This window comes from Nocardia sp. NBC_00403, assembly GCF_036046055.1.
Classification (GTDB): domain Bacteria; phylum Actinomycetota; class Actinomycetes; order Mycobacteriales; family Mycobacteriaceae; genus Nocardia.
In genome coordinates this window covers 858,892-877,511 of record NZ_CP107939.1, presented here as the reverse complement: position 1 = coordinate 877,511, position 18,620 = coordinate 858,892, and the positions used below count along the sequence as shown (strand labels likewise).

Annotated in this window: 20 protein-coding genes; 14 read left to right on the top strand and 6 right to left on the bottom strand. The window is 65.7% G+C overall.

Annotated elements, in window-relative coordinates:
- Positions 1 to 327 precede the first annotated feature (327 nt).
- From OHQ90_RS03890 to OHQ90_RS03880, 3 genes are all read left to right on the top strand, one after another.
- Positions 328 to 1,269, top strand: a complete 942-nt coding sequence (locus OHQ90_RS03890) for an ATP-binding cassette domain-containing protein (protein ID WP_328407396.1) — start codon at positions 328 to 330, stop codon at positions 1,267 to 1,269.
- Entirely contained in the window at positions 1,266 to 2,015 is a 750-nt protein-coding gene (locus tag OHQ90_RS03885; protein WP_328407394.1) for an ABC transporter permease, read from the top strand. Before OHQ90_RS03890 ends, OHQ90_RS03885 begins: the two co-directional genes overlap by 4 nt.
- A 410-nt stretch (positions 2,016 to 2,425) precedes the next feature.
- A complete protein-coding gene (locus OHQ90_RS03880) occupies positions 2,426 to 3,436 on the top strand; it encodes an iron-containing redox enzyme family protein (RefSeq protein WP_328407392.1) in 1,011 nt (336 codons plus the stop codon).
- Between the two features lie 96 nt (positions 3,437 to 3,532).
- Here the strand turns inward: OHQ90_RS03880 and OHQ90_RS03875 are convergent, their stop codons facing one another.
- Positions 3,533 to 3,661 (bottom strand): CDGSH iron-sulfur domain-containing protein, encoded by a 129-nt coding sequence (locus OHQ90_RS03875; protein ID WP_328407390.1) that lies wholly within the window; start codon positions 3,659 to 3,661, stop codon positions 3,533 to 3,535.
- Between the two features lie 64 nt (positions 3,662 to 3,725).
- Entirely contained in the window at positions 3,726 to 4,325 is a 600-nt protein-coding gene (locus tag OHQ90_RS03870) for a methyltransferase (RefSeq protein ID WP_328407388.1), read from the bottom strand.
- Between the two features lie 403 nt (positions 4,326 to 4,728).
- On the opposite strand from OHQ90_RS03870, the gene OHQ90_RS03865 reads away from it, so the two are divergent.
- The 9 genes from OHQ90_RS03865 (at position 4,729) to OHQ90_RS03825 (ending at position 11,668) form a co-directional block, all read left to right on the top strand.
- Complete coding sequence (locus tag OHQ90_RS03865; RefSeq protein WP_328407386.1) at positions 4,729 to 5,523, top strand: LLM class F420-dependent oxidoreductase; 795 nt, start codon at positions 4,729 to 4,731, stop codon at positions 5,521 to 5,523.
- A 161-nt stretch (positions 5,524 to 5,684) separates the two neighbouring features.
- Complete coding sequence (locus tag OHQ90_RS03860) at positions 5,685 to 7,478, top strand: ABC transporter substrate-binding protein/permease (RefSeq protein ID WP_328407384.1); 1,794 nt, start codon at positions 5,685 to 5,687, stop codon at positions 7,476 to 7,478.
- Between the two features lie 5 nt (positions 7,479 to 7,483).
- On the top strand, positions 7,484 to 8,209 hold the full coding sequence (locus OHQ90_RS03855) for an amino acid ABC transporter ATP-binding protein (protein ID WP_328407382.1): 726 nt from the start codon (positions 7,484 to 7,486) through the stop codon (positions 8,207 to 8,209).
- Between the two features lie 110 nt (positions 8,210 to 8,319).
- Positions 8,320 to 8,616 carry a hypothetical protein gene (locus OHQ90_RS03850; protein WP_328407380.1) on the top strand — a complete coding sequence of 99 codons (297 nt, stop codon included), beginning with the start codon at positions 8,320 to 8,322 and terminating at the stop codon, positions 8,614 to 8,616.
- A 123-nt stretch (positions 8,617 to 8,739) separates the two neighbouring features.
- Positions 8,740 to 9,213: a GNAT family N-acetyltransferase gene (locus OHQ90_RS03845; protein WP_328407378.1), complete on the top strand. Its 474-nt coding sequence runs from the start codon at positions 8,740 to 8,742 to the stop codon at positions 9,211 to 9,213.
- 135 nt (positions 9,214 to 9,348) lie between these two features.
- Complete coding sequence (locus OHQ90_RS03840; RefSeq protein ID WP_328407376.1) at positions 9,349 to 9,705, top strand: nuclear transport factor 2 family protein; 357 nt, start codon at positions 9,349 to 9,351, stop codon at positions 9,703 to 9,705.
- Between the two features lie 332 nt (positions 9,706 to 10,037).
- Complete coding sequence (locus OHQ90_RS03835) at positions 10,038 to 10,463, top strand: hypothetical protein (protein ID WP_328407374.1); 426 nt, start codon at positions 10,038 to 10,040, stop codon at positions 10,461 to 10,463.
- Between the two features lie 132 nt (positions 10,464 to 10,595).
- Positions 10,596 to 11,435: an alpha/beta fold hydrolase gene (locus OHQ90_RS03830; protein ID WP_328407372.1), complete on the top strand. Its 840-nt coding sequence runs from the start codon at positions 10,596 to 10,598 to the stop codon at positions 11,433 to 11,435.
- A 56-nt stretch (positions 11,436 to 11,491) separates the two neighbouring features.
- Entirely contained in the window at positions 11,492 to 11,668 is a 177-nt protein-coding gene (locus OHQ90_RS03825) for a type II toxin-antitoxin system RelE family toxin (protein WP_328407370.1), read from the top strand.
- Between the two features lie 37 nt (positions 11,669 to 11,705).
- Here OHQ90_RS03825 and OHQ90_RS03820 read toward each other — a convergent pair whose 3' ends face one another.
- The 4 genes from OHQ90_RS03820 to OHQ90_RS03805 are packed head-to-tail and all read right to left on the bottom strand — an operon-like array spanning position 11,706 to position 16,921.
- Positions 11,706 to 12,974, bottom strand: coding sequence for a CHAT domain-containing protein (locus OHQ90_RS03820; RefSeq protein ID WP_328407368.1), 1,269 nt, complete (start codon positions 12,972 to 12,974; stop codon positions 11,706 to 11,708).
- Positions 12,971 to 14,548 (bottom strand): tetratricopeptide repeat protein, encoded by a 1,578-nt coding sequence (locus tag OHQ90_RS03815; RefSeq protein WP_328407366.1) that lies wholly within the window; start codon positions 14,546 to 14,548, stop codon positions 12,971 to 12,973. Before OHQ90_RS03815 ends, OHQ90_RS03820 begins: the two co-directional genes overlap by 4 nt.
- A 1-nt stretch (position 14,549) precedes the next feature.
- Positions 14,550 to 15,569: a hypothetical protein gene (locus OHQ90_RS03810; protein ID WP_328407364.1), complete on the bottom strand. Its 1,020-nt coding sequence runs from the start codon at positions 15,567 to 15,569 to the stop codon at positions 14,550 to 14,552.
- Positions 15,569 to 16,921: a hypothetical protein gene (locus OHQ90_RS03805; RefSeq protein ID WP_328412525.1), complete on the bottom strand. Its 1,353-nt coding sequence runs from the start codon at positions 16,919 to 16,921 to the stop codon at positions 15,569 to 15,571. The genes OHQ90_RS03810 and OHQ90_RS03805 overlap by 1 nt, the downstream gene beginning before the upstream one ends.
- A gap of 146 nt (positions 16,922 to 17,067) precedes the next feature.
- On the opposite strand from OHQ90_RS03805, the gene OHQ90_RS03800 reads away from it, so the two are divergent.
- Positions 17,068 to 17,613 (top strand): lipoprotein LpqH, encoded by a 546-nt coding sequence (locus tag OHQ90_RS03800; protein WP_328407362.1) that lies wholly within the window; start codon positions 17,068 to 17,070, stop codon positions 17,611 to 17,613.
- 137 nt (positions 17,614 to 17,750) lie between these two features.
- Positions 17,751 to 18,554, top strand: a complete 804-nt coding sequence (locus tag OHQ90_RS03795) for a hypothetical protein (protein ID WP_328407360.1) — start codon at positions 17,751 to 17,753, stop codon at positions 18,552 to 18,554.
- Positions 18,555 to 18,620: the final 66 nt, after the last annotated feature.

Below are 18,620 nucleotides of genomic sequence, written 5' to 3'. Positions count from 1 at the left end.
GATAGTGGGGATTGGGTTTTCATGGTTCCTCGTCTCTGGTGCGGTGTTCAACGGAAACCACAATCGCCCCCCGTCCTGGCATCGGACCGTCACCGTGCTGACACGCCTCTGACTCCGTGTCACCTCGAGCCGAAACGGCAGTTCACGGGCACGATGGCCTTGATCCGTGGAACGAGAGTGTCCACGATGGCCGTCCTCCCGGAGCGTCCTCGTCGGCGATCCGGCCGCGCAGCATCCTGGCCTGGCGCGACGGGGTAGAACACCGTGTCAGTGGTCATGTCAGGGGCGTGACAGGTCGGTGTCAGGCCGGGTGCCGATGGTGGTCACATGAGAAATTCAGCGATCGCAGTTTCCGGGCTGCGGAAGACATATGGGGACAAGGTCGTGCTCGACGGCATCGATCTGGATGTTCCTGCGGGCACGGTTTTTTCCCTGCTCGGCCCGAACGGCGCGGGTAAGACGACGACGGTGAACGTGCTGACCACGTTGATGAAGGCGGACGGCGGGTCGGTCCGCGTTGCCGGCCATGACCTCGCGACCGAGGCCAAGGCGGTGCGCGCGGCGATCGGGGTGACCGGTCAGTTCGCGGCGGTGGACGAGCTGCTGACGGGGCAGGAGAACCTGCAGCTGATGGTGGACCTCCTCGGGGTCCCCGCCAAAGACGGCAAGCGGATCGTCACAGAGCTGCTGGAACGCTTCGATCTGGTGGAGGCGGCGCGCAAGCCCGCGTCGACCTACTCCGGCGGTATGCGGCGGAAGCTGGACTTGGCGATGACCCTCGTCGGCAACCCGAAGATCATCTTCCTGGACGAGCCGACGACGGGACTGGACCCGCGTAGCCGTCGCACGATGTGGTCGATCATCCGTGACCTGGTGGCCGACGGCGTGACCATCTTCCTCACCACGCAGTATCTCGAAGAAGCCGATCAGCTCGCCGATCAGATCGCGGTGCTCGACGGGGGCCGCCTGGTTGCCCAGGGCACTCCCGACGAACTCAAGCGCCAGATCCCGGGAACGCACATCCGGCTCCGGTTCACCAACGTCTCCCAACTCGACGCGGCGGCGCCCATCTTCCCCGACTCCACGCGGGACGACGAGGCACTCACCCTGCGGGTTCCCAGCGATGGCGGGACGAAATCGCTGCGGGCTCTGCTGGACCGGCTCGACGAGTACTCACTCAGCGCCGAGGAGTTCTCGGTGCACACCCCCGACCTCGACGACGTTTTCCTCGCCCTGACGGGCCGCACCACGGAGGTTTCCGCGAGATGAGCACCAAGTCCCCCTCGATTGTCATGTTGCGCCGCAACTTCAAACACATCGCCCGGAACCCGACATCGGTGTTCAACGCGGTCCTGATGCCGATCATCATCATGTTGATGTTCGTGTACATGTTCGGTGACGCGTTCAACGTCGGTGTCGACTACATCGACTACGCGACGCCGGGACTGATGCTGCTGGCGGTCTGCTACGGGCTGGGGGCCACCGCGACCGCGGTGAACTCCGACATGACGAAGGGCATCATCAACCGGTTCAAGGTCATGGACGTCTCCCGTGGTGCGGTGTTGACCGGTCATGTCGTCGCCAGTGTGCTGACCAATGTGGTCGCCATCGCGGCCCTCATCGGGGTGGCCTTCCTACTTGGATTCAGCCCGGCGGCGAGTTTCCTCGATTGGCTCGGCGTGGCCGGCATCGTCGTGCTGCTCGGTGTCGCGGCCGGCTGGCTCACAGTCGCCTTGGGTTTGGCGGCGAAGTCTGTGGAAACGGCGGGTCTGGCCGCCGTGCCGCTGGTCATGCTGCCGTTCTTCAGCAGCGCGATCGTACCGGCGGAGAAGATGGGGCCGGGCCTGCGGCAGTTCGCGCAGTACCAACCCTTCACGCCGATCATCGAAACCGTGCGCGGCTTGCTCAACGGCGCACCGGACACCGGCGACGCGGTCGCCGCCGTCGCCTGGTGCGTCGGGATCGCTCTCGTCGGGTACCTGTGGGCATCCTCCACATTCAACAAGCGAGCGTGACCGCGCCCAACTCACGCCAGCTCGTCTGTGCCCCCGCTCCAGTCGCCTCGGTGAACCCCGTGTCACCGAGGCGACTTCGCGTGTCCTGCTTCTCGATCCGGGCCGCGGAACTCGTGCGGCGTGGCGAATTCGCGACAGCCGTGTGGTCAGGAGGTCGTAGGCGGTCCGCAAGAAGGGCTTCATGTCTCCTCGTTCAGCCGGTCAGCGGTCTTCGACACCGGTGTCCGACAGTCCGGACACCACGCGTTCGGCCAGGGTTCCGGCGAGGATCTGCACAGATTGCTGCAGGAGGCCCGTCGGGGTGGTTTACCAAAGGGCCGAGGCCGAGGCGACCGCAGTCGGCGGCTATCGCCTCAACCGCACTGACGTGGTCCCGGCGTAACCAGGGGTGTTTTGGGTAAGCGTCGAGCATGATCGGCATCGAATTCCCCACCCTGCCGCGGCCGCGCGGCCCGCTCTCGCGCGCAGTCGTGGACCTGCTGGGCGGCCGAACCGGCGCCGCTATCGCCGTCAACCCTGATGACGTCGATCCTTACGGCGAAGATCTGCAGCTGGCGCTAAATATGTGTTACGAGTTGCACTATCAGGGCTTCGAGTCGGTTGATCCGGGCTGGGAATGGGATCCCGGCCTGCTCGGGTTCCGCGCGGAACTGGAGCACCGATTTTTGGCAGCTCTCCGGCGGGATGTCGCGGGCGGCCAAGAGCTGAAAGAGGAGCTCGATGCCTTGCTTCTCGAGCCCATCGACTCGACTGGAGTCAGTCAGCACCTCCGCGATCACGGCGAATGGTGGCAGGTTTGTGAATATTTCGTGCATCGCTCGATCTATCACCACAAGGAGGCCGATCCATACGCTTGGGTGATTCCGCGGTTGCGCGGACAGGCCAAGGCATCCCTGGTTGCCGTTGAATTCGACGAGTTCGGCGGCGGGCGCGGCGATCGAATACATGCCCGGCTGTTTGCGGATCTTTTAGCGGGCGCGGGGCTGGCATCCGGCTATCTCTATTATCTGAACGTCGTTCCCGCTCCAATGCTTGCGGTGGTGAATATGATGTCGCTCTTCGGGCTGCATCGTGACCTGCGGGGAGCATTGGTCGGTCATTTCGCCTCAGTAGAGATCGCCTCGCCACCTGGAGCGAGGCGGATGGTGGATGCACTGGAGCGGTTGGATGCGGATCCTGCTTGTGTGCTCTTTTACACCGAACATGTCGAGGCCGACGCTGTACACGAACAGGTCATGCGCCGCGACGTCATCGAGAATTTACTCACTCAGGAACCTGAGCTGACGGCGTCGGTCGTCTTCGGCATCCAGGCAACGAATCTGCTGGAGGATCGATTCGCAGAGCAGGTGCTCGGAAGCTGGCAGTCCGGACACAGTTCCTTGCGCGAGCTCGACTCAGGTGGTCGGATGTCCAGGGACTAATAGATGATTGCCCTGGTGAGCGCCATTTCTGGTGCGCGTGATACGAATCGTCAGGGTGAAACCAGCGCCATGAGATAGCAAGGCAGCAGGAAATTTTCAGTCTGCGACTGGTTTGGTTCGATGCTTGCGATGACTTGTATCGCAGAATGGATAGTTGCCTGATCGGCGGCACATGCAGATGGCGACCAGGAACCGGTCCGACGTGACGGTGGTGCCGTCATCCATAACCAACTCCACGGGACCTTCGATCAAAGCGGGCCCGTCTCGAGTGAGGGTCACTCTGCGGCGCTCATTCTTGTGTTCGGTCGGCACGGATCACCACCAACTCTTCATGTCGTTGTCCTGGCTCGATGAGCCCAACTGATTCCAGCCAGTCCACACGTTCACGCATTACGGGCCCGAAAGCCGCTATTTCGCGCGCCACCACTGCAGCTTTGAGCCCACCATCGCGGAGCTGAGACAACGTGGCCTCTGGCTCGCAAAGCGCCGAATGGACCATCAGCCCGATGCCGTGGCTATCGAGCATGTGCGGCATCATCCGACATAGAACATCCAGCACAGCTCGGCCGCCGGCTCCGCCTTCCCATGCGCGCGCTCGTCCGCGGGCGGGTATTTCTTTCGGAGAAGGCACGTATGGCGGATTGACAAGCACCAAGTCGAATAACCTGCGGTGCGGAATGTGCGCAAGCTCCCCGTGCAGCAATTCGAGTCGGATACCTCGTGCTCGACTATTGAGCCACGCCGAAGCGATCGCGGACCAAGAGATGTCCACGGCTGTCACGCTGCGAGCGCCCGCCATCGCTGCTCGAATGGCCAGAGCGCCCGTGCCGGTACACATGTCGAGGACTCGTTTGTCGAGTGGAATCGTGGCAGTGAGCATTGCCTGCATGAGCAAGGTCGTATCGGCCTGCGGTCGATACACGCCTGGCATTCGTATCAGCCTCACAGGACGTGGATACCCGCTGACGGCAGGTTAATCACCAGCAACCCGAATTACTCGAACGGGCAGCTGCGGAATCGTCCGGCAGACTCATCGCCGTGCTGAAAGTCGTTTCCCGCGCTGGACAGTGCCGCCGCGCAGATGGAATCTGCTCGGCGGCACCTCGCGTCGCCCCACATCAAAGTTAGCCGACGCATAGCTGGCCTGTACCCGTTTCCGAGATTTCGGAAACGGGGCGGATGGCATCGACCGCCTTCGGGCTGGATCGCTCATGGGGAAGGAAGCCGACCGGATCGGGCCATCGCCGGTAGCCTCGATCGGGGAGTTAGACCGAGCGACGAGGAGCATGGATATGACCCGACCGGTTCGTATCGGAGTTCAGCTACAACCACAGCACGCACCGAATTACGGACTCATCCGCGACGCCGTCTTGCGGTCGGAAGACGCGGGTGTCGACATCGTGTTCAACTGGGATCACTTCTACCCGCTGACCGGTGATCCGAACGGCGCGCACTTCGAGTGCTGGACGATGCTCGGTGCGATCGCCGAGCAGACCGAGCGCGTCGAGCTCGGTGCGCTGGTCACAGGCGGCGGCTACCGCAACCCCGACCTGCTCGCCGATATGGCGCGCACCGTGGACCACATCAGCGACGGTCGACTGATCCTGGGGATCGGCGCGGGCTGGTTCCAGAAGGATTACGACGAATACGGCTACGAATTCGGCACCGCGGGAACCAGGCTCGATCTCCTGAAGGAGAACATGGCCCGCATCGATGCCCGTCTGAGGAAGCTCAATCCGCAGCCGACCCGCGACATTCCGATCCTCATCGGCGGCGGTGGCGAGAAGAAGACGCTGCGGCTGGTCGCCCAGTACGCCGACATCTGGCACACCTTTGCCGACCTCGAGGTTCTCGCGCACAAGAACAAGGTGCTCGCCGAGCATTGCGCGACGGTCGGCACCGACGAAGGACACATCGAGCGTTCGGTGCACTGGCCGGGGGCGGAGAACGCCCCCGCGCTGCTCGCCGCGGGCGTGACGTTGTTCACTATCGGTGTCAGCGGCCCGAACTACGACCTGGGTGAGGTCGAGCGGGCGATCCGCTGGCGCGACGAGATCAATCCGGAGCCGGTCAGCGGCCTCGCCTGACCGATTGCCCGGCATGCGGCTCCATGGCGACGGCGAGTTCGGATCAACGTGATCCGAACTCGGCAGCGCCGGACATACCGCCGAAACTGCCGGATGCGGACGTCGCGGAGCCATCGGTGTAACTGTGGGATTGCGATAGTTCCGGTCTAGGGTTCTGGATCATGGCTGGTCTGCCCGCTGTGCGGTCTCGTGCATTGATCGCCGTGATGCTGCTCGCCGTTGGCCTCGCGGCCACGGCGTGCGGTTCCGGCGACGATTCGTCATCCGACCGCAATCAATGCTCGCCACCCGGGATCAGTGCCGCGTCCGCGGCGCCGACGAAACTCGGGTCGGCGGCGTCCGCCGGGGTAGATCGGTACACCACGGCGACTACCGCACCGGTCGGGTCCATCGACACCGGCAAGCTGCGGCTGATCACACCGGGCAAACTCAGCGTCGGCACACTGTCGGACGCGCCGCCGAGCATCTGCCTGAACTCGACGGGCACTTTCACCGGCTTCGACAATGAGCTGCTGCGTGCGATCGGTGCGAAACTCGGTCTGCAGGTCGAGTTCTCGGGCACCGAGTTCGCACCGCTGCTGTCGCAGGTCTCCGGCGGCCGCTTCGATGTCGGCTCGTCGAACATCACCACCACCGCGGAGCGCCGCGAACGCGTCGGCTTCACCAACGGCTACGACTTCGGCTACTTCTCCCTCGTCGTGGCCAACGGCAGCGCCATCAAAGGCTTCTCGGACCTGGGGCGCGGCACCAGGATCGCCGTCGTCCAGGGCACCGTGCAGGACGATTACGTGGTCAACCAGCTGCACCTGGATCCGGTGAAGTTTCCCGATTACGCTACTGCTTACGCGAACTTGAAGTCCGGCCAGGTCGATGCCTGGGTCGCGCCGTCGGCGCAGGCCGAGGGGCAGGTGCAGCCGGGTGACGGAACGTCGATCATCCAGAACACCTTCAGCCTGGACAATTTCGTCGGCTACGCGGTCGCCAAAGACAACCAGCCGCTCATCGACGCGCTCAACAGCGGCCTCGACGCAGTGATCGCTGACGGCACCTACTCCGAGCTCTACACCGATTGGGTGCCGAGGCAGTTGCCGCCGGGCTGGAAGCCGGGCTCGAAAGCCGCACCCGCGCCGCAGCTTCCGGACTTCGCTGCCATCGCTGCGGAGAAGAAGCCGACCGACACCGTGCAGAGCGCACCCAAGTCGACGATGCGGCAGTTGCAGGACACGTTCTTCGACTGGTCGTTGTATCGCAAGGCTTTTCCCGACCTGTTCAAGACCGGCCTGCCGAACACGCTGATCCTCGCGCTGGTTTCGGGTGTCCTCGGCACCGTGCTCGGCATGCTGCTCGCGGTCGCCGGGATCTCCAGGACCCGATGGCTGCGCTGGCCGGCTCGCGTCTACACCGATATCTTCCGCGGTCTGCCCGCCGTGGTGATCATCCTGATCATCGGCCTCGGCATCGGCCCGGTGGTGCGCGGTGTCACCGGCAACAATCCCTACTGGCTCGGCGCGATCGCGCTGGCCCTGCTGGCCTCGGCCTATATCGGTGAGATCTTCCGCTCCGGCATCCAGTCGGTGGAGCCCGGTCAGTTGGAGGCGGCACGCGCCATCGGTTTCGGCTACCGCCAGGCGATGACCCTGGTGGTGATCCCGCAGGGTGTCCGGCGCGTGCTGCCCGCGTTGATGAACCAGTTCATCGCGCTCATCAAGGATTCCTCGCTGATCTACTTCCTCGGCCTGCTCGCCACCCAGCGCGAACTGTTCGCCGTCGGCCGCGACCTCAATGCGCAGACCGGAAACCTCTCCCCGCTGGTCGCGGCGGGCCTGGTCTATCTGCTGCTGACCGTCCCGCTCACCCACCTGGTCAACTACATCGACCGCCGCATGCGCACCGGCAGGCCCGACCAACCCATCGACCAGGTCGAGGCGGCCACAATCACGGAAGGGCGCGGATAAATCAAATGAGTGCCTCCCTCACCGGTACCGGCCTGCATCTGACGCTCGGGCGCAACCATGTGCTGCGCGGTATCAACGTGCATGTCGACGCGGGCAAGACCACCACCGTCATCGGCCCGTCCGGCTCCGGCAAGTCGACCTTGTTGCGGGTGCTCAACCGGCTGCACGAGCCGGATCAGGGCGACGTGCTGCTGGACGGGAAGTCGGTGCTGACCGAGGACCCCGACCGGCTGCGCCAGCGCATCGGCATGGTGTTCCAGCACTTCAACCTCTTCCCGCACAAGACGGTCGCCGACAATGTCGCCCTCGGCCCGCGCAAGCTGCGCGGGCTGTCCAAGGACGAGGCGCGGGCGCTGGCTATCGAACAGCTGCAGGTTGTCGGGCTGGCCGAAAAGGCCGATTCACGTCCGTCGAACCTCTCCGGTGGCCAGCAGCAGCGGGTGGCTATCGCCCGCGCGCTCGCCATGAAGCCGGAGATCATGTTCTTCGACGAGGCGACCTCGGCGTTGGACCCCGAGCTGGTCAAGGGCATCCTCGCGGTTATGTCCGACCTGGCCTCGGGCGGTATGTCGATGATCGTGGTGACTCACGAAATGGGTTTCGCTCGTAGTGTTTCCGATAGCGTGGTGTTCATGGACGCCGGTCAGGTCGTCGAGATCGGCACCCCGCAGTCGCTGTTCGACGACCCTCAGACCCCACGCCTGCAGCGTTTCCTCTCCCAGGTGCTGTGATCCGGTCGGTGTGACCTGTGGCACACCCTGAGCAAACTGTATAGATGCGCACCTGCTAATGTGTTCGGCACAATCGACTCCACCTGTCCAGCTATCGGGAAGGAAGTCTGATGACCACCGCACACCGGCAGCACACCGAACACGAGCACGTGCACGGCCCGGGATGTGGCCACGCCGAGGTCGCGCACGGTGACCACGTGGACTATGCCCACGACGGCCACCTGCACCGCCGGCACGAGGGCCACTGGGACGAATGCGAGCCCGCAGGCCACACGGAGTGCGCCGCCCACGATCACGTGCACGGCGAAGGCTGCGGCCACGACGCGGTCCAGCACGGCGACCATGTCGACTACCTGCACGACGGTCACCGTCACGCCGCCCACGACGGTCATTACGACGAACACTGAAACCCGTTGAATCGCCGTGCCTTCGGGTGCGGCGATGGGTTACTTTTCGAGTGGTACAACAGGGCACTCGGCACGGTTGTTGTGGCCTGATGCCACTCGATGGAGGGGATCGCATTGGGGGAAGTGGGGATCCGGCGTCTGACGGCCGAAGATTGGGCGGGGTTTCGAGACATCCGGTTGCGGGCATTGGCCGACGCGCCGTCGGCGTTCGGGTCGACGCTGGTGTGGGCGCAGGCTCGGACGGAACAGGATTGGCGCAGCTCGCTGGCGCAGCGCGCGCAGTTCCTCGCGAGTGCGGACGGTGTGGACATCGGCACGGTCGGCGGTCTCGACGACGTGGAACGCGATGGCGCCCATCTGATTTCGATGTGGGTTGCTCCTGAAGCGCGCGGCACCGGGGTTTCGGGTCTGCTCGTGCGCGCGGTCATCGCGTGGGCCGCCGAGGCGGGATATCGGGCGGTCTGGCTAGAGGTGTCGGACGGCAACACCGCGGCCGAACGGCTCTACCTGCGACACGGGTTCGTCCGAACCGGCGTGCACGGTCCGATCGCGGAAGGCGATCCGCGCCTGGAATTCGAGATGGTGCGGAGGCTGTGACCCGATGTAGGTAGCCCCGCTGCCGAAAGTACTTATAGACGACTGATTCGCCACCCCACGGCCAGGTCATAACGTAGTTCTCGTCCAGCACGGACACCGAGAAACCGCAGACCACAAGCCCTTTCGGAGGCCATCATGAACACCATCGTCACCCAGTACCTCGAAGCCTGGAACACCACCGACCCCACCGCCCGCACCGCCGCGATAGCCCGCGTCTTCACCGAAACCGCCACCTACACCGACCCCCTGGTCACCGTGTCCGGCCACCACGAACTCGACGCCGCCATCGCCGGCGTGCAAGCCCAATTCCCCGACTGGGTCTTCACCCTCGCAGGCCCCGTCGACGCCCACCACAACCAGGTCCGCTTCACCTGGAACCTCGGCCCCGCCGACGGCCCCGCCGTCGTCGTCGGCTTCGACGTCGCAGTCATCGACAACAACCGCATCACCCAGGTCCTGGGCTTCCTCGACAAAGTCCCCGCCGGAGTCTGAAACCGCGGCAGAGTCCGAAACCCAGCCCGGCGTGGACGGATATCCACCCACCGGAATCCGGGCCGGAGCCGACTGTCGGACTCCGGCCGACAGCGCCATTAATTGGTCCCTGTCCTGCGGATAAGGGCCGGCCACCAACCCGAACCTGCCCGGCACAGCCGAGCCCGGCCCGAATCCCGCCGGACACCACCCACCCCGCCGCAGCCCGAACCCTACCGGGCCGCCCGCGAGTGGCACATCGCCGAGGCAAACACCCACAACCTCACTCCACGATGTGCCACTCGCACGACCCCCGCCCCCAAAACCATTCCACCAGAAGGAAACCCACGATCATGACTACCACCACCGCCGCATCGTCCTACCTGAACACCCTGCTCGCACCCGGACCGAAACTGCTGCGTACTTCGCTGCGACTGGACGCCGTCATCACCGGCGTCAACGGCCTGGCCTACCTCGCCCTGTCCGGACCACTGGAAACCCTGCTCGGCCTCGACACCCGCATCGGGATCCCGATCGGGATCTTCCTGACCCTCTACGGCATCGCCGTCGCCCTCATCAGCACACCCGCCGCCATCAACACCGGCCTGGTTCGAACCGTCATCACGGGGAACGTCGCCTGGGCCGTCATCAGCCTCGCCGCCCTGATCGAAGGCGCACTCGAGGTCAACACGATCGGAGGTGTCTGGACGGTCATGCAAGCCGCCACCGTCGGCGGGTTCGCCGCTCTGCAGTACCTCGGACTGCGCCGCAATAAGTGACCCGAACTCACCACGACGACAACCACCATCGACCCACGCGGTATCGGCTTCCCGCCGATGCCGCGTTCGTCGTTTCCGGGGTTCTGGCGCGGCCCTGTGGCGCTGTCGGGGTCGGCCTCTAGAGTCGACGGGGTGATCGAGGCAATCAAGATTCCCACCGCGGCGGGCACCTTCGATGCGCTGGCCTGCGGGGAACCCGGTGGTCGCGAAGTCATGCTCCTGCACGGTTTTCCGGAAGCCGCCATCGAGTGGGAGTTCCAGATCGACGCACTCGGCAACGGCGGCTGCCACGTTGTCGCCCCTGATCAGCGTGGCTATTCCCCCGGTGCGCGTCCCGAACACGTCGCAGACTACCGAGTCGAGGAATTGGTGGGCGATGTCGTCGCCATCGCCGACGAGCTCGGCTGGCAGCGATTCGATCTGGTCGGCCACGACTGGGGTGCCTATGTGGGCTGGGCCGCCGCGGCAGCCATGCCCGAGCGAATTCGCACCTGGACCGCGGTGTCGCTACCGCACCCTGCCGCCTTCCTTCGCGCGCTCACCGAGGACGAAGACCAGGCTCAACGCTCCAATTACTTCGCGCTGCTGCGCCGACCCCGGGTTGCCGAGCGCGTGCTGCTCGCCGACGATGCGGCCGCACTCCGCCAGATCTTCGAATGGAAGATTCCCGAAGAGCGGATCGACGACTACGTCCACCGCCTTACCCAGCCCGATGCCCTGACCGCGGCCCTGAATTGGTACCGGGCCATGCATCTCGCGGCCCCGACCGATGCCGTGGCAGTCCCGACTCTCTACGTGTGGAGCACCGAGGACAGCACCATCGGCTCCACCGCCGCCATGGCCACCGAACGCCACGTCACCGGCCCCTACCGCTTCGAAATGCTCGAAGACGTCTCCCACTGGATCCCCGAACAAGCCCCCGAAGCCCTGACCCGCCTGATCATGGAACACCTCCTCACCCACCGCGCCTAGATCCCGACGTCCTGAAACAACTGCAGAAGCTGCCTCGTGACGTACTCGAGGTCGCGTTGCGCGCGATCATCGCGCTGACCAAGGATCCGCGACCGACCGGCTCGAAAAAGCTTGTCGGGAGTCAGGACTGGCGAATCCGCATCGGGCAGTACCGCATCGTGTACGAGATCGACGACAAGGAGCAGGTCCTGACGGTCTTCACCGTCGCCGAACGCTCCGACGCCTATCGCTGACAGGGGTCGGCGGCTCGGGATCTCCGCATGGTGGCGCTCAGGTGCTGACGGTGGCGAAGGCCGCCCAGAGTATGGGGGAGTGTTCGATGGATCGGTCGGTGCGCCATTGGGTGAGGCGGGCTCGTTGCCAGTCGGCGAGGGCGGTTGTCGGGTCGGGGTGTTCGTGGGCGGCATCGATGGCGCAGATGGCGTCCTGTAGCGGGTGGGCCTCGGGGGGTGCGCCTGCCAGGCGTTGGAAGGCGAGATCTGTGGGGAGGGGCCATCTGCTGGCGGTAACCAGTTCGGCGCCGCCGTTGATCATGGCGGCAACGAGGCCGAGTGCTTCGCTGAAGCGCATATCGCCGCCGCTTTCGCAGGCGATGAGGGCGACGCGGCTCGGGATCGGCCAGAGTTGCGGTCCGTCGACGGGATCCTGGGTGAGGGTGTGGGTGCCGAGCAGTAGGTCTTTGGCCGAGAGCGGGCGGTGTGCGCGGGTGGGTGCGGCGAAGCCGACGGTGTCGGCGGTGCAGGACAAATGTAGTTCGGCGTCTTCGCTTTGGCCGGATTCGGGTGCGGCCGCGGTGACGTGACCCACGTAGACCAATCGACTTGCGCCTTCTCGCAAGGCTTTTCCGAGCCAATCGCGGTCGACATCGGTGCGGCGAAATGCTTCGATCGCGTCCTCGACGGCGGGCAGGAGGCGGCCGAGCGTGTGGTATTCGGCGAAGCGGCGAGCGACCGGAGTATCGGCGTCCATCCGGCCGAGCACCGATCCGAGGATGGAATCGGCGCGGTATCCCGGAATGCGCGGATCTAGTACCGCCACCACGGGCTGTTCCCGCGTGTCGTGCCAGGCTCGGGCCGTGCGTCCTCGACTGTGCACGATGCCGGCCGGGGCGAGCAGGCTGACGTCCGCGATATCGACGAGGCGCAGCGCGGGGTCCGGAGCGATGATCTCCCAGGGCACCTGGGCCAACCGCGGCGACGGCTGCAGCCGTATATGCGGACGTATCCCCCGCGTGTACAGGTCGTACAACTGGACGGCCAGTCCGTAGGGCAGCAGCGCCCGTGAAAGAGCTTGCGCGACAAGACATTCCGAGTCATGCGCGGCGAAAGCCCCGGTCGTTATGGCGCGTTCGAGTGCGTCCGGCTCGGCAGGGTTGGGCAGGGCAGCCGCCAACCTTCGCACCGCATCGGTGATCGCCGCTTCGGGCAGCATGCTCGCGCCCTGGCTGTGGACATTCCCGATCCAGCGCCATGACATGTAGAGATCGCCGGCATCGGCCATGCGCACGATGACCGTCGGTTGCTCCGGTGGGTTTGTCATGCGGGCAGCACCCGACTGTCCCGAACCGGCCGACCGTAGCGCTGTTCAGCGGCGGTGATGTAGGCGGCGAGCGCGATATGTCCGTCGGGGGCGACGGCCAGGCGCGGCGGTGGCGCAACCGGCAGTCCCGCACTCGCCGCGACCGCGGCCAATGCCGTTGCGAGCTGTGGGGCACCGCCGGATTGTCGGCCCGTGCCCAGTTGCATCGGCATACCGAGTTGCGGTGCAGGAGGCGGTTCGTCCGCGGCTTCCTGCGGATCGAGCAGTTCGAGTGGAAGTTGTTTTGTGGCTACGTGTTCGGTGTCGGGTGCGGGTGCAGTCGCCGGCAATGCCGTACCAGCGCATTGTGTTTCGATGAGATCTACCAGCAGGGGGCCATTGCCCGACAGGTAGGCGAACCGGAAGGCCATGCGCATCGCCGGGTCGGCGATTCGGCGGTTCCATTGCTCACGCTGATTGCCGTTCGGGAGCGTATGGCGCACGGCATCGATGGCGAGCGCGGAAGAAATGGCCAGATCGACTGCCCGGGAGAGCAGCTCGGGATCGGGAGTCTCGGACTGCTCGAGCACCATCTCCAGCAGCGCCGCGTGCCAGAAGTCGAGTTGCGCGCACTGCAATCCGAGGCCGCGCTCGGCGTACGCGGTGAAAGCCGCGGCCAGCAGTGCCTCGCCCGCATCGAATCGACCGGTCTTGTAGTCCACGGTCGCCAGGCGCGCCTGGACATCGGCCGCGTCCAGTGCCGCTCCTGATGCACGGAAGTAGGCCAGGCTGCGGCCGTACAGCTCGTAGGCCCGATCGGCGTCGCCACGGCCCTCGGCGAGAAATCCCATGGTCTTGAGGCCGACGCCGGCCCGATACCCGAGCTCGGCCTGCTCGAAGTACTCCTGGCTGGACTGCAGCGGTTGTTCCGCCTCGTCGAAGCGGTCCAGCCTGACGTACATGATGGCCAGATTCTGTTCGGTCTCGGCGACCGCATTGTGGTCGCCCGCGGTGTCGAATGCGGCGAGCGCCTGCTGCGCGAAGTCGAGCGCGAGCTCGCGGCGGCCGGTTTCGAAGTAGATGCCGCCGAGGGTCGACAGCGGATGTCCCGCCAGGTAGGGCGCGAAACACACTGCTGCGTCGAGTGATTCGGTGGCCAGCTCGATCGCGTACGCCCAGTCCTGGCGATGAAAGGCGACGGCGGTCAACGACACCAGGCAGGCCACGTGCAGGTGAGTCTCGTTGTTGTGCTCGGTGAGTATCGTCCGCGCCTGCTCCAAAGCCTGCTGCGCTCCGTCGAGGTCGCCGACATGTTGCAACGCTTGGGACAGATTGACCAGTGCGGCGGGGCGTTTCTCGATGGCATCCGCGGGCATCTCATCCAGCGCCTCGCGAAACATGACTACCGCCCCCGCGTGATCGCCGATCTCATCGCGCATGCTCGCGGCATTGACCAGTGCGCTCACCCGCAGACCTGCGGTGCTGGTGGCCGCGATATTTTCGAACAGGCGCAGCGCTTCGGCAACCTCGCCGCGGCTGTAGGCCGCCGCACCTTCCGCAAGCAGCATGCTTCCGTCGTCCGCGCCTTCGGCCATGTCAGAAGTCCGATTCCGAAGCGGCGGCGGCAATTTCGGCAAGCAATGGCGCGTCGAAGGCTGCGTCGTCGTCGGCTGACGCACGCCGCAGTCGTGCTGCGGCGATGTCGCGCACCTGCTGGCGGACACCCGGGTCCCCGAGGCCGGGCGTGCCGACGCCGGGCACATAGAGCTCCACCGACGACACCGCCTCCGAGGACGTGCTCGCCTGTCCGGTCCAGGTATCGCCGACGAGGTTCAGCTCGGTCTCGACCGTTTCCGCGGCAACGGCGATCAGCGCGCGCGGATGCAGGTGCGCCGGAATATCGGCGGCCACGCGGGGCGCGGCAACCACCTCCACCCCGATGGTCGTCGTGCCGGGAGACCGGGACACCTGCCAGGACACCGCATGCTCGGAGGCATCGATGAGCCCGGGTGGGCAGCGGTGCCAATCCCAGCCACCGCTGCCACGCGCGAGGACGAGCGCGTTTGCCGACGTTCCGGAGGCGGAGCCCGCCGCCAACGCGTAGTCCTCCGCGCGAGAGGGGATATCGAACGTCGACATGTCCTCGCTCGACACCGGCTCGGCATCGTCGTCGACAATCAATTCGCATTCCTCTCGCAGGGCGGCGATTTCCTGGTCGAGCAGCCGTTCGTCGAGTGGTGCGATGCCGTCGATGGTCGAGGCCGGCCACCACCGCGCCGCCCAGTGTGCGTATCCCAGCCGCCATACGTTCGCGGCGAGCCGAGGGAGCGCCGGCTGCACCGTGAGTTCGGTGGTGTCACTGTCCAATTCGTCGACGGCAAGCGCGATGGCTGCGCCGTACACGGCCCATATCCACTCGTGCGCAAGCGTCATGTCCTCGATGACCGCGGCCGGAATCGGTTGTCCGGAAGCCAGACTCCAGGTGAGGTGCCCGCCCAATACTTCGAGCACCACGATGTCGACATCCGCCGCATCGTCCAGCACGGTCGGTGCACCCTCGGGCGCGATGATCCACAGGCCGCCCTCGGCCCGGCGGATGGTCACGGTCCCGGTCATCAGCTCGCCCTCGATTCCGCTGGGTCCGGCTCCTGGGCAAGGGAACTCGCGCTCAATGCTTGCTTGACCCGCATCCGGTGATCGAGCATGACGGAGCGAGCGACCCCATCGAGCAGATCCCACAGCTCGTCGGGCTCGTAGATGCCGAACTCCCTGACATCGCGGCCGTGCAGGCGAACCCACAGTCGCCGGAGGTAGGGCCGCCATGGCGTGCGCAGTTCGGCGGCGATGGCGGCCAGCGGTCCAATGGTCGCGGAGTGGTCGGCACTCACCGCGAGCCGCCGCGCCTGCAGGACATACGCCTCCCGCTGCCAGCGGCTGTTGATCACGCGATGCGCCGTCGTCTCCGCATCGTGCGACGCACTGACGACCTGACCATGACGTGGCAGCCGCGCGACCGTCGCAATGGGGCTCAACCCTTGCGCGAGTGCGATTCCCGCGCTCGCCGCGACGCGCAGCGACTCGTCGAGTAGCGCCCACGGCGCACAACTGCGGGCGATTTCGGTCGTCACCAGCTCCGGAATCGGCGGCAGCTCGGCACGTTCGCTGGAGGCTTGCAGCACGGTGAAGACGCGCTCATAGATGGTGCGGTCGAATGGCAGGCCGAGGTTGGCCGTCGAGGCCGAGGTGCCGAGCTCGGGTGGCTGTGGCGCGGGACGCGCGGTGAGCCCCAGCTCGTGGGCGGTCGGTGTGGATACGTTGTCCCAGAGCCGAATTCCCCCGTGTGTGCCCGCATGGGTGGCGAGCAGGCGGGCGAACTCCTTGTGTCCATTGTGCGGTGCCTGTCCGAGTCGGGCGGCCGCGCACGCGTCCAGCAGCGAGCGCACCACGAGGCTGTGATCACCCGTCGGCGCACCCAGCGGCCGTCGCTGCCATGCGACATCGATCAGCGCGCCGAGCGCGCCGATGTGTGTGCCGTCGGTGAGGTGCTCCTTGAGTGCCTGTGTTGTCCGCCCGGCGGTGAATTCGTGGATATCACGTAGCGCGGCTTCGGCAATTGCTCTGTCCCGCAGTGGATCCGGTGCGCCTGTCGTCGTCGCGAGCTCGAAGCAGCGTTGGAAATATAGATCCTGTGGATTGCCTTCGGTGATTCGCAGCGCGCGCCGGACCTGTTTGAGCAGCGTGAACCACGACGCGGTCGCGCGCAGTACATCCGCGGCGGCGTGCATGCGTGTGGCGAGCAGGGTCGCGCCGTCCGCGGTGAGTATCGAGCCCGCGCAGAGCGGGTTCTGGACGGGGCGGATCACCAATGGATCGAGAATGAGTTTGACGGTGCGGCGCAGTGGCCCGCCGTGCGGCCCACTGAGGGGCTCGACACCGTCGAGGCGGCGCCAAACCTCGTCCAGCACCATCGCGCGCGGCCGTCGCATTCGACCAGGTTATCGGAATATCGACCATTTCAGACACCGGAAAACCTGGGATCGGTAGGGCGCGACCGGTTCCTACCTTTCTCGTATCGGCTCCACACCGGGGCCGGACGAAGCAAAGGAACGAAATCATGAACACCAAGCCGGTTCGCATCTCCGCCGCCGCTCTTACCGCCGCCGCCACGCTCGCCCTGTTCGTCACAGGTTGCAGCGACGACGCGAGCACCTCGCCCGCCGCCGCTTCGGCCAAGCCGGCCACCTCCGCGGCGCCGTCCGGTCCGGCAGCGGGCAAGTCGGTGGCCGCGGTGGACGGCAAGGCGCTCGAAGGGAAGTTCGAAACCATCTGCGCCAAGCAGGGCGGCACGCTGGCCCTCTCGCTCAACGACACCAACAACGCGACCTACGGCACCCTCGGCGTCAGCGCCTCCATCTCCGGCACCGACACCGTGGACGCGGTGGCGATCGCGGGCAGCAAGGGTGGCTCCAACGGTCTGCCCTACGCGCTGGGCTTCGGCAACGGCATGCCGGGCGGCTCGGCCAAGCTCGTCAAGGACGGCAACACCTACAAGATCACCGGTGAGGGCGTCGGCGGCCCCGACATGAGCAACCCGCTCGCGGGCCCTACGACGGCGAAATTCGACATCACCTTCGCCTGCTCGACGGTCGTCGGCGGCTGATCCGCGACCAGACGCCGACTCCGCTCATGCCCGGCACGTCCGCCGCCGCCCCGTCATTGCGAGGGGTGGCGGGGCGGCCCGGGCGTGCGCGGACCGACGGGTCATCCACACACCCGCTTACCCACCGAAGGCACATCATGAAAACCATCGCCCGCTCGCTCGCCGCCGCATTCGGCATCTTCTCCGTCGGCTTCTATCTCTGGCACGGCCTGACCTATGTCCCCTCCGGGACGTACGACGACGGCATGCTCGCCTGGGTCGGTCCCCACATGGCGCTGCCGATCATCGCGCTCACCGTTGTCCCGCTCGTTTTCGCGTTCACCGGCGAAGGCATTCTGGAGGCGTTCACCGGGGGCAACAGCTCCTCGTTCCGCAACGGTCTCGTCGGGATCGGCACCGTCAAGTCGTTTCGGCAGACCGGGCTGAGCGTCAACGATCAGCCGCAGGTGCGCATCGAGTTCAGCGTCGAGGGCGTCGACGGCAAGATCTTCGATTCCGCGGCGAAGCTGATCGTCCCGCTCACCGAACTCGCGCTGCTGCAGCCCGGCGTCGTGCTGCCGGTGCGTTATCTGCCGGGTCGAACCGACAAGGTCGAGGTGGATCGCTCGGGGGACACCTCGGCTGCGCAGCAGGCGATGAACGAGTCCATGATCCGAAAGGGGTTCACCACCAAGGGCAAACTCGATATCGCCGCCCGCGGCATCATGGCGCAGGCGGTGGTGCAATCGCTCGCCGTGCCGGGCGAAATCCGCAACGGCCACTCCAAAATCGAACTCGGGCTCGTCGTGACCCGGCCCGACGGAACAACATTCGCCACCCGAGTCGAGAAATTCCTGCCACCGGCGAGCGTGGCCGGAGTCCAGGTCGGCCGCATCCTGCAGGTCCACTATCTGCCGGAGAACGAACAAGAGGTCGTGATCGCCCTGCAAGTCAATGCCTGAACGCAGCACGAATGTCGCTGTCGCTCCATTCCGGAGAGCGAGAGCGACATTCGTGTTTTCGCCGGT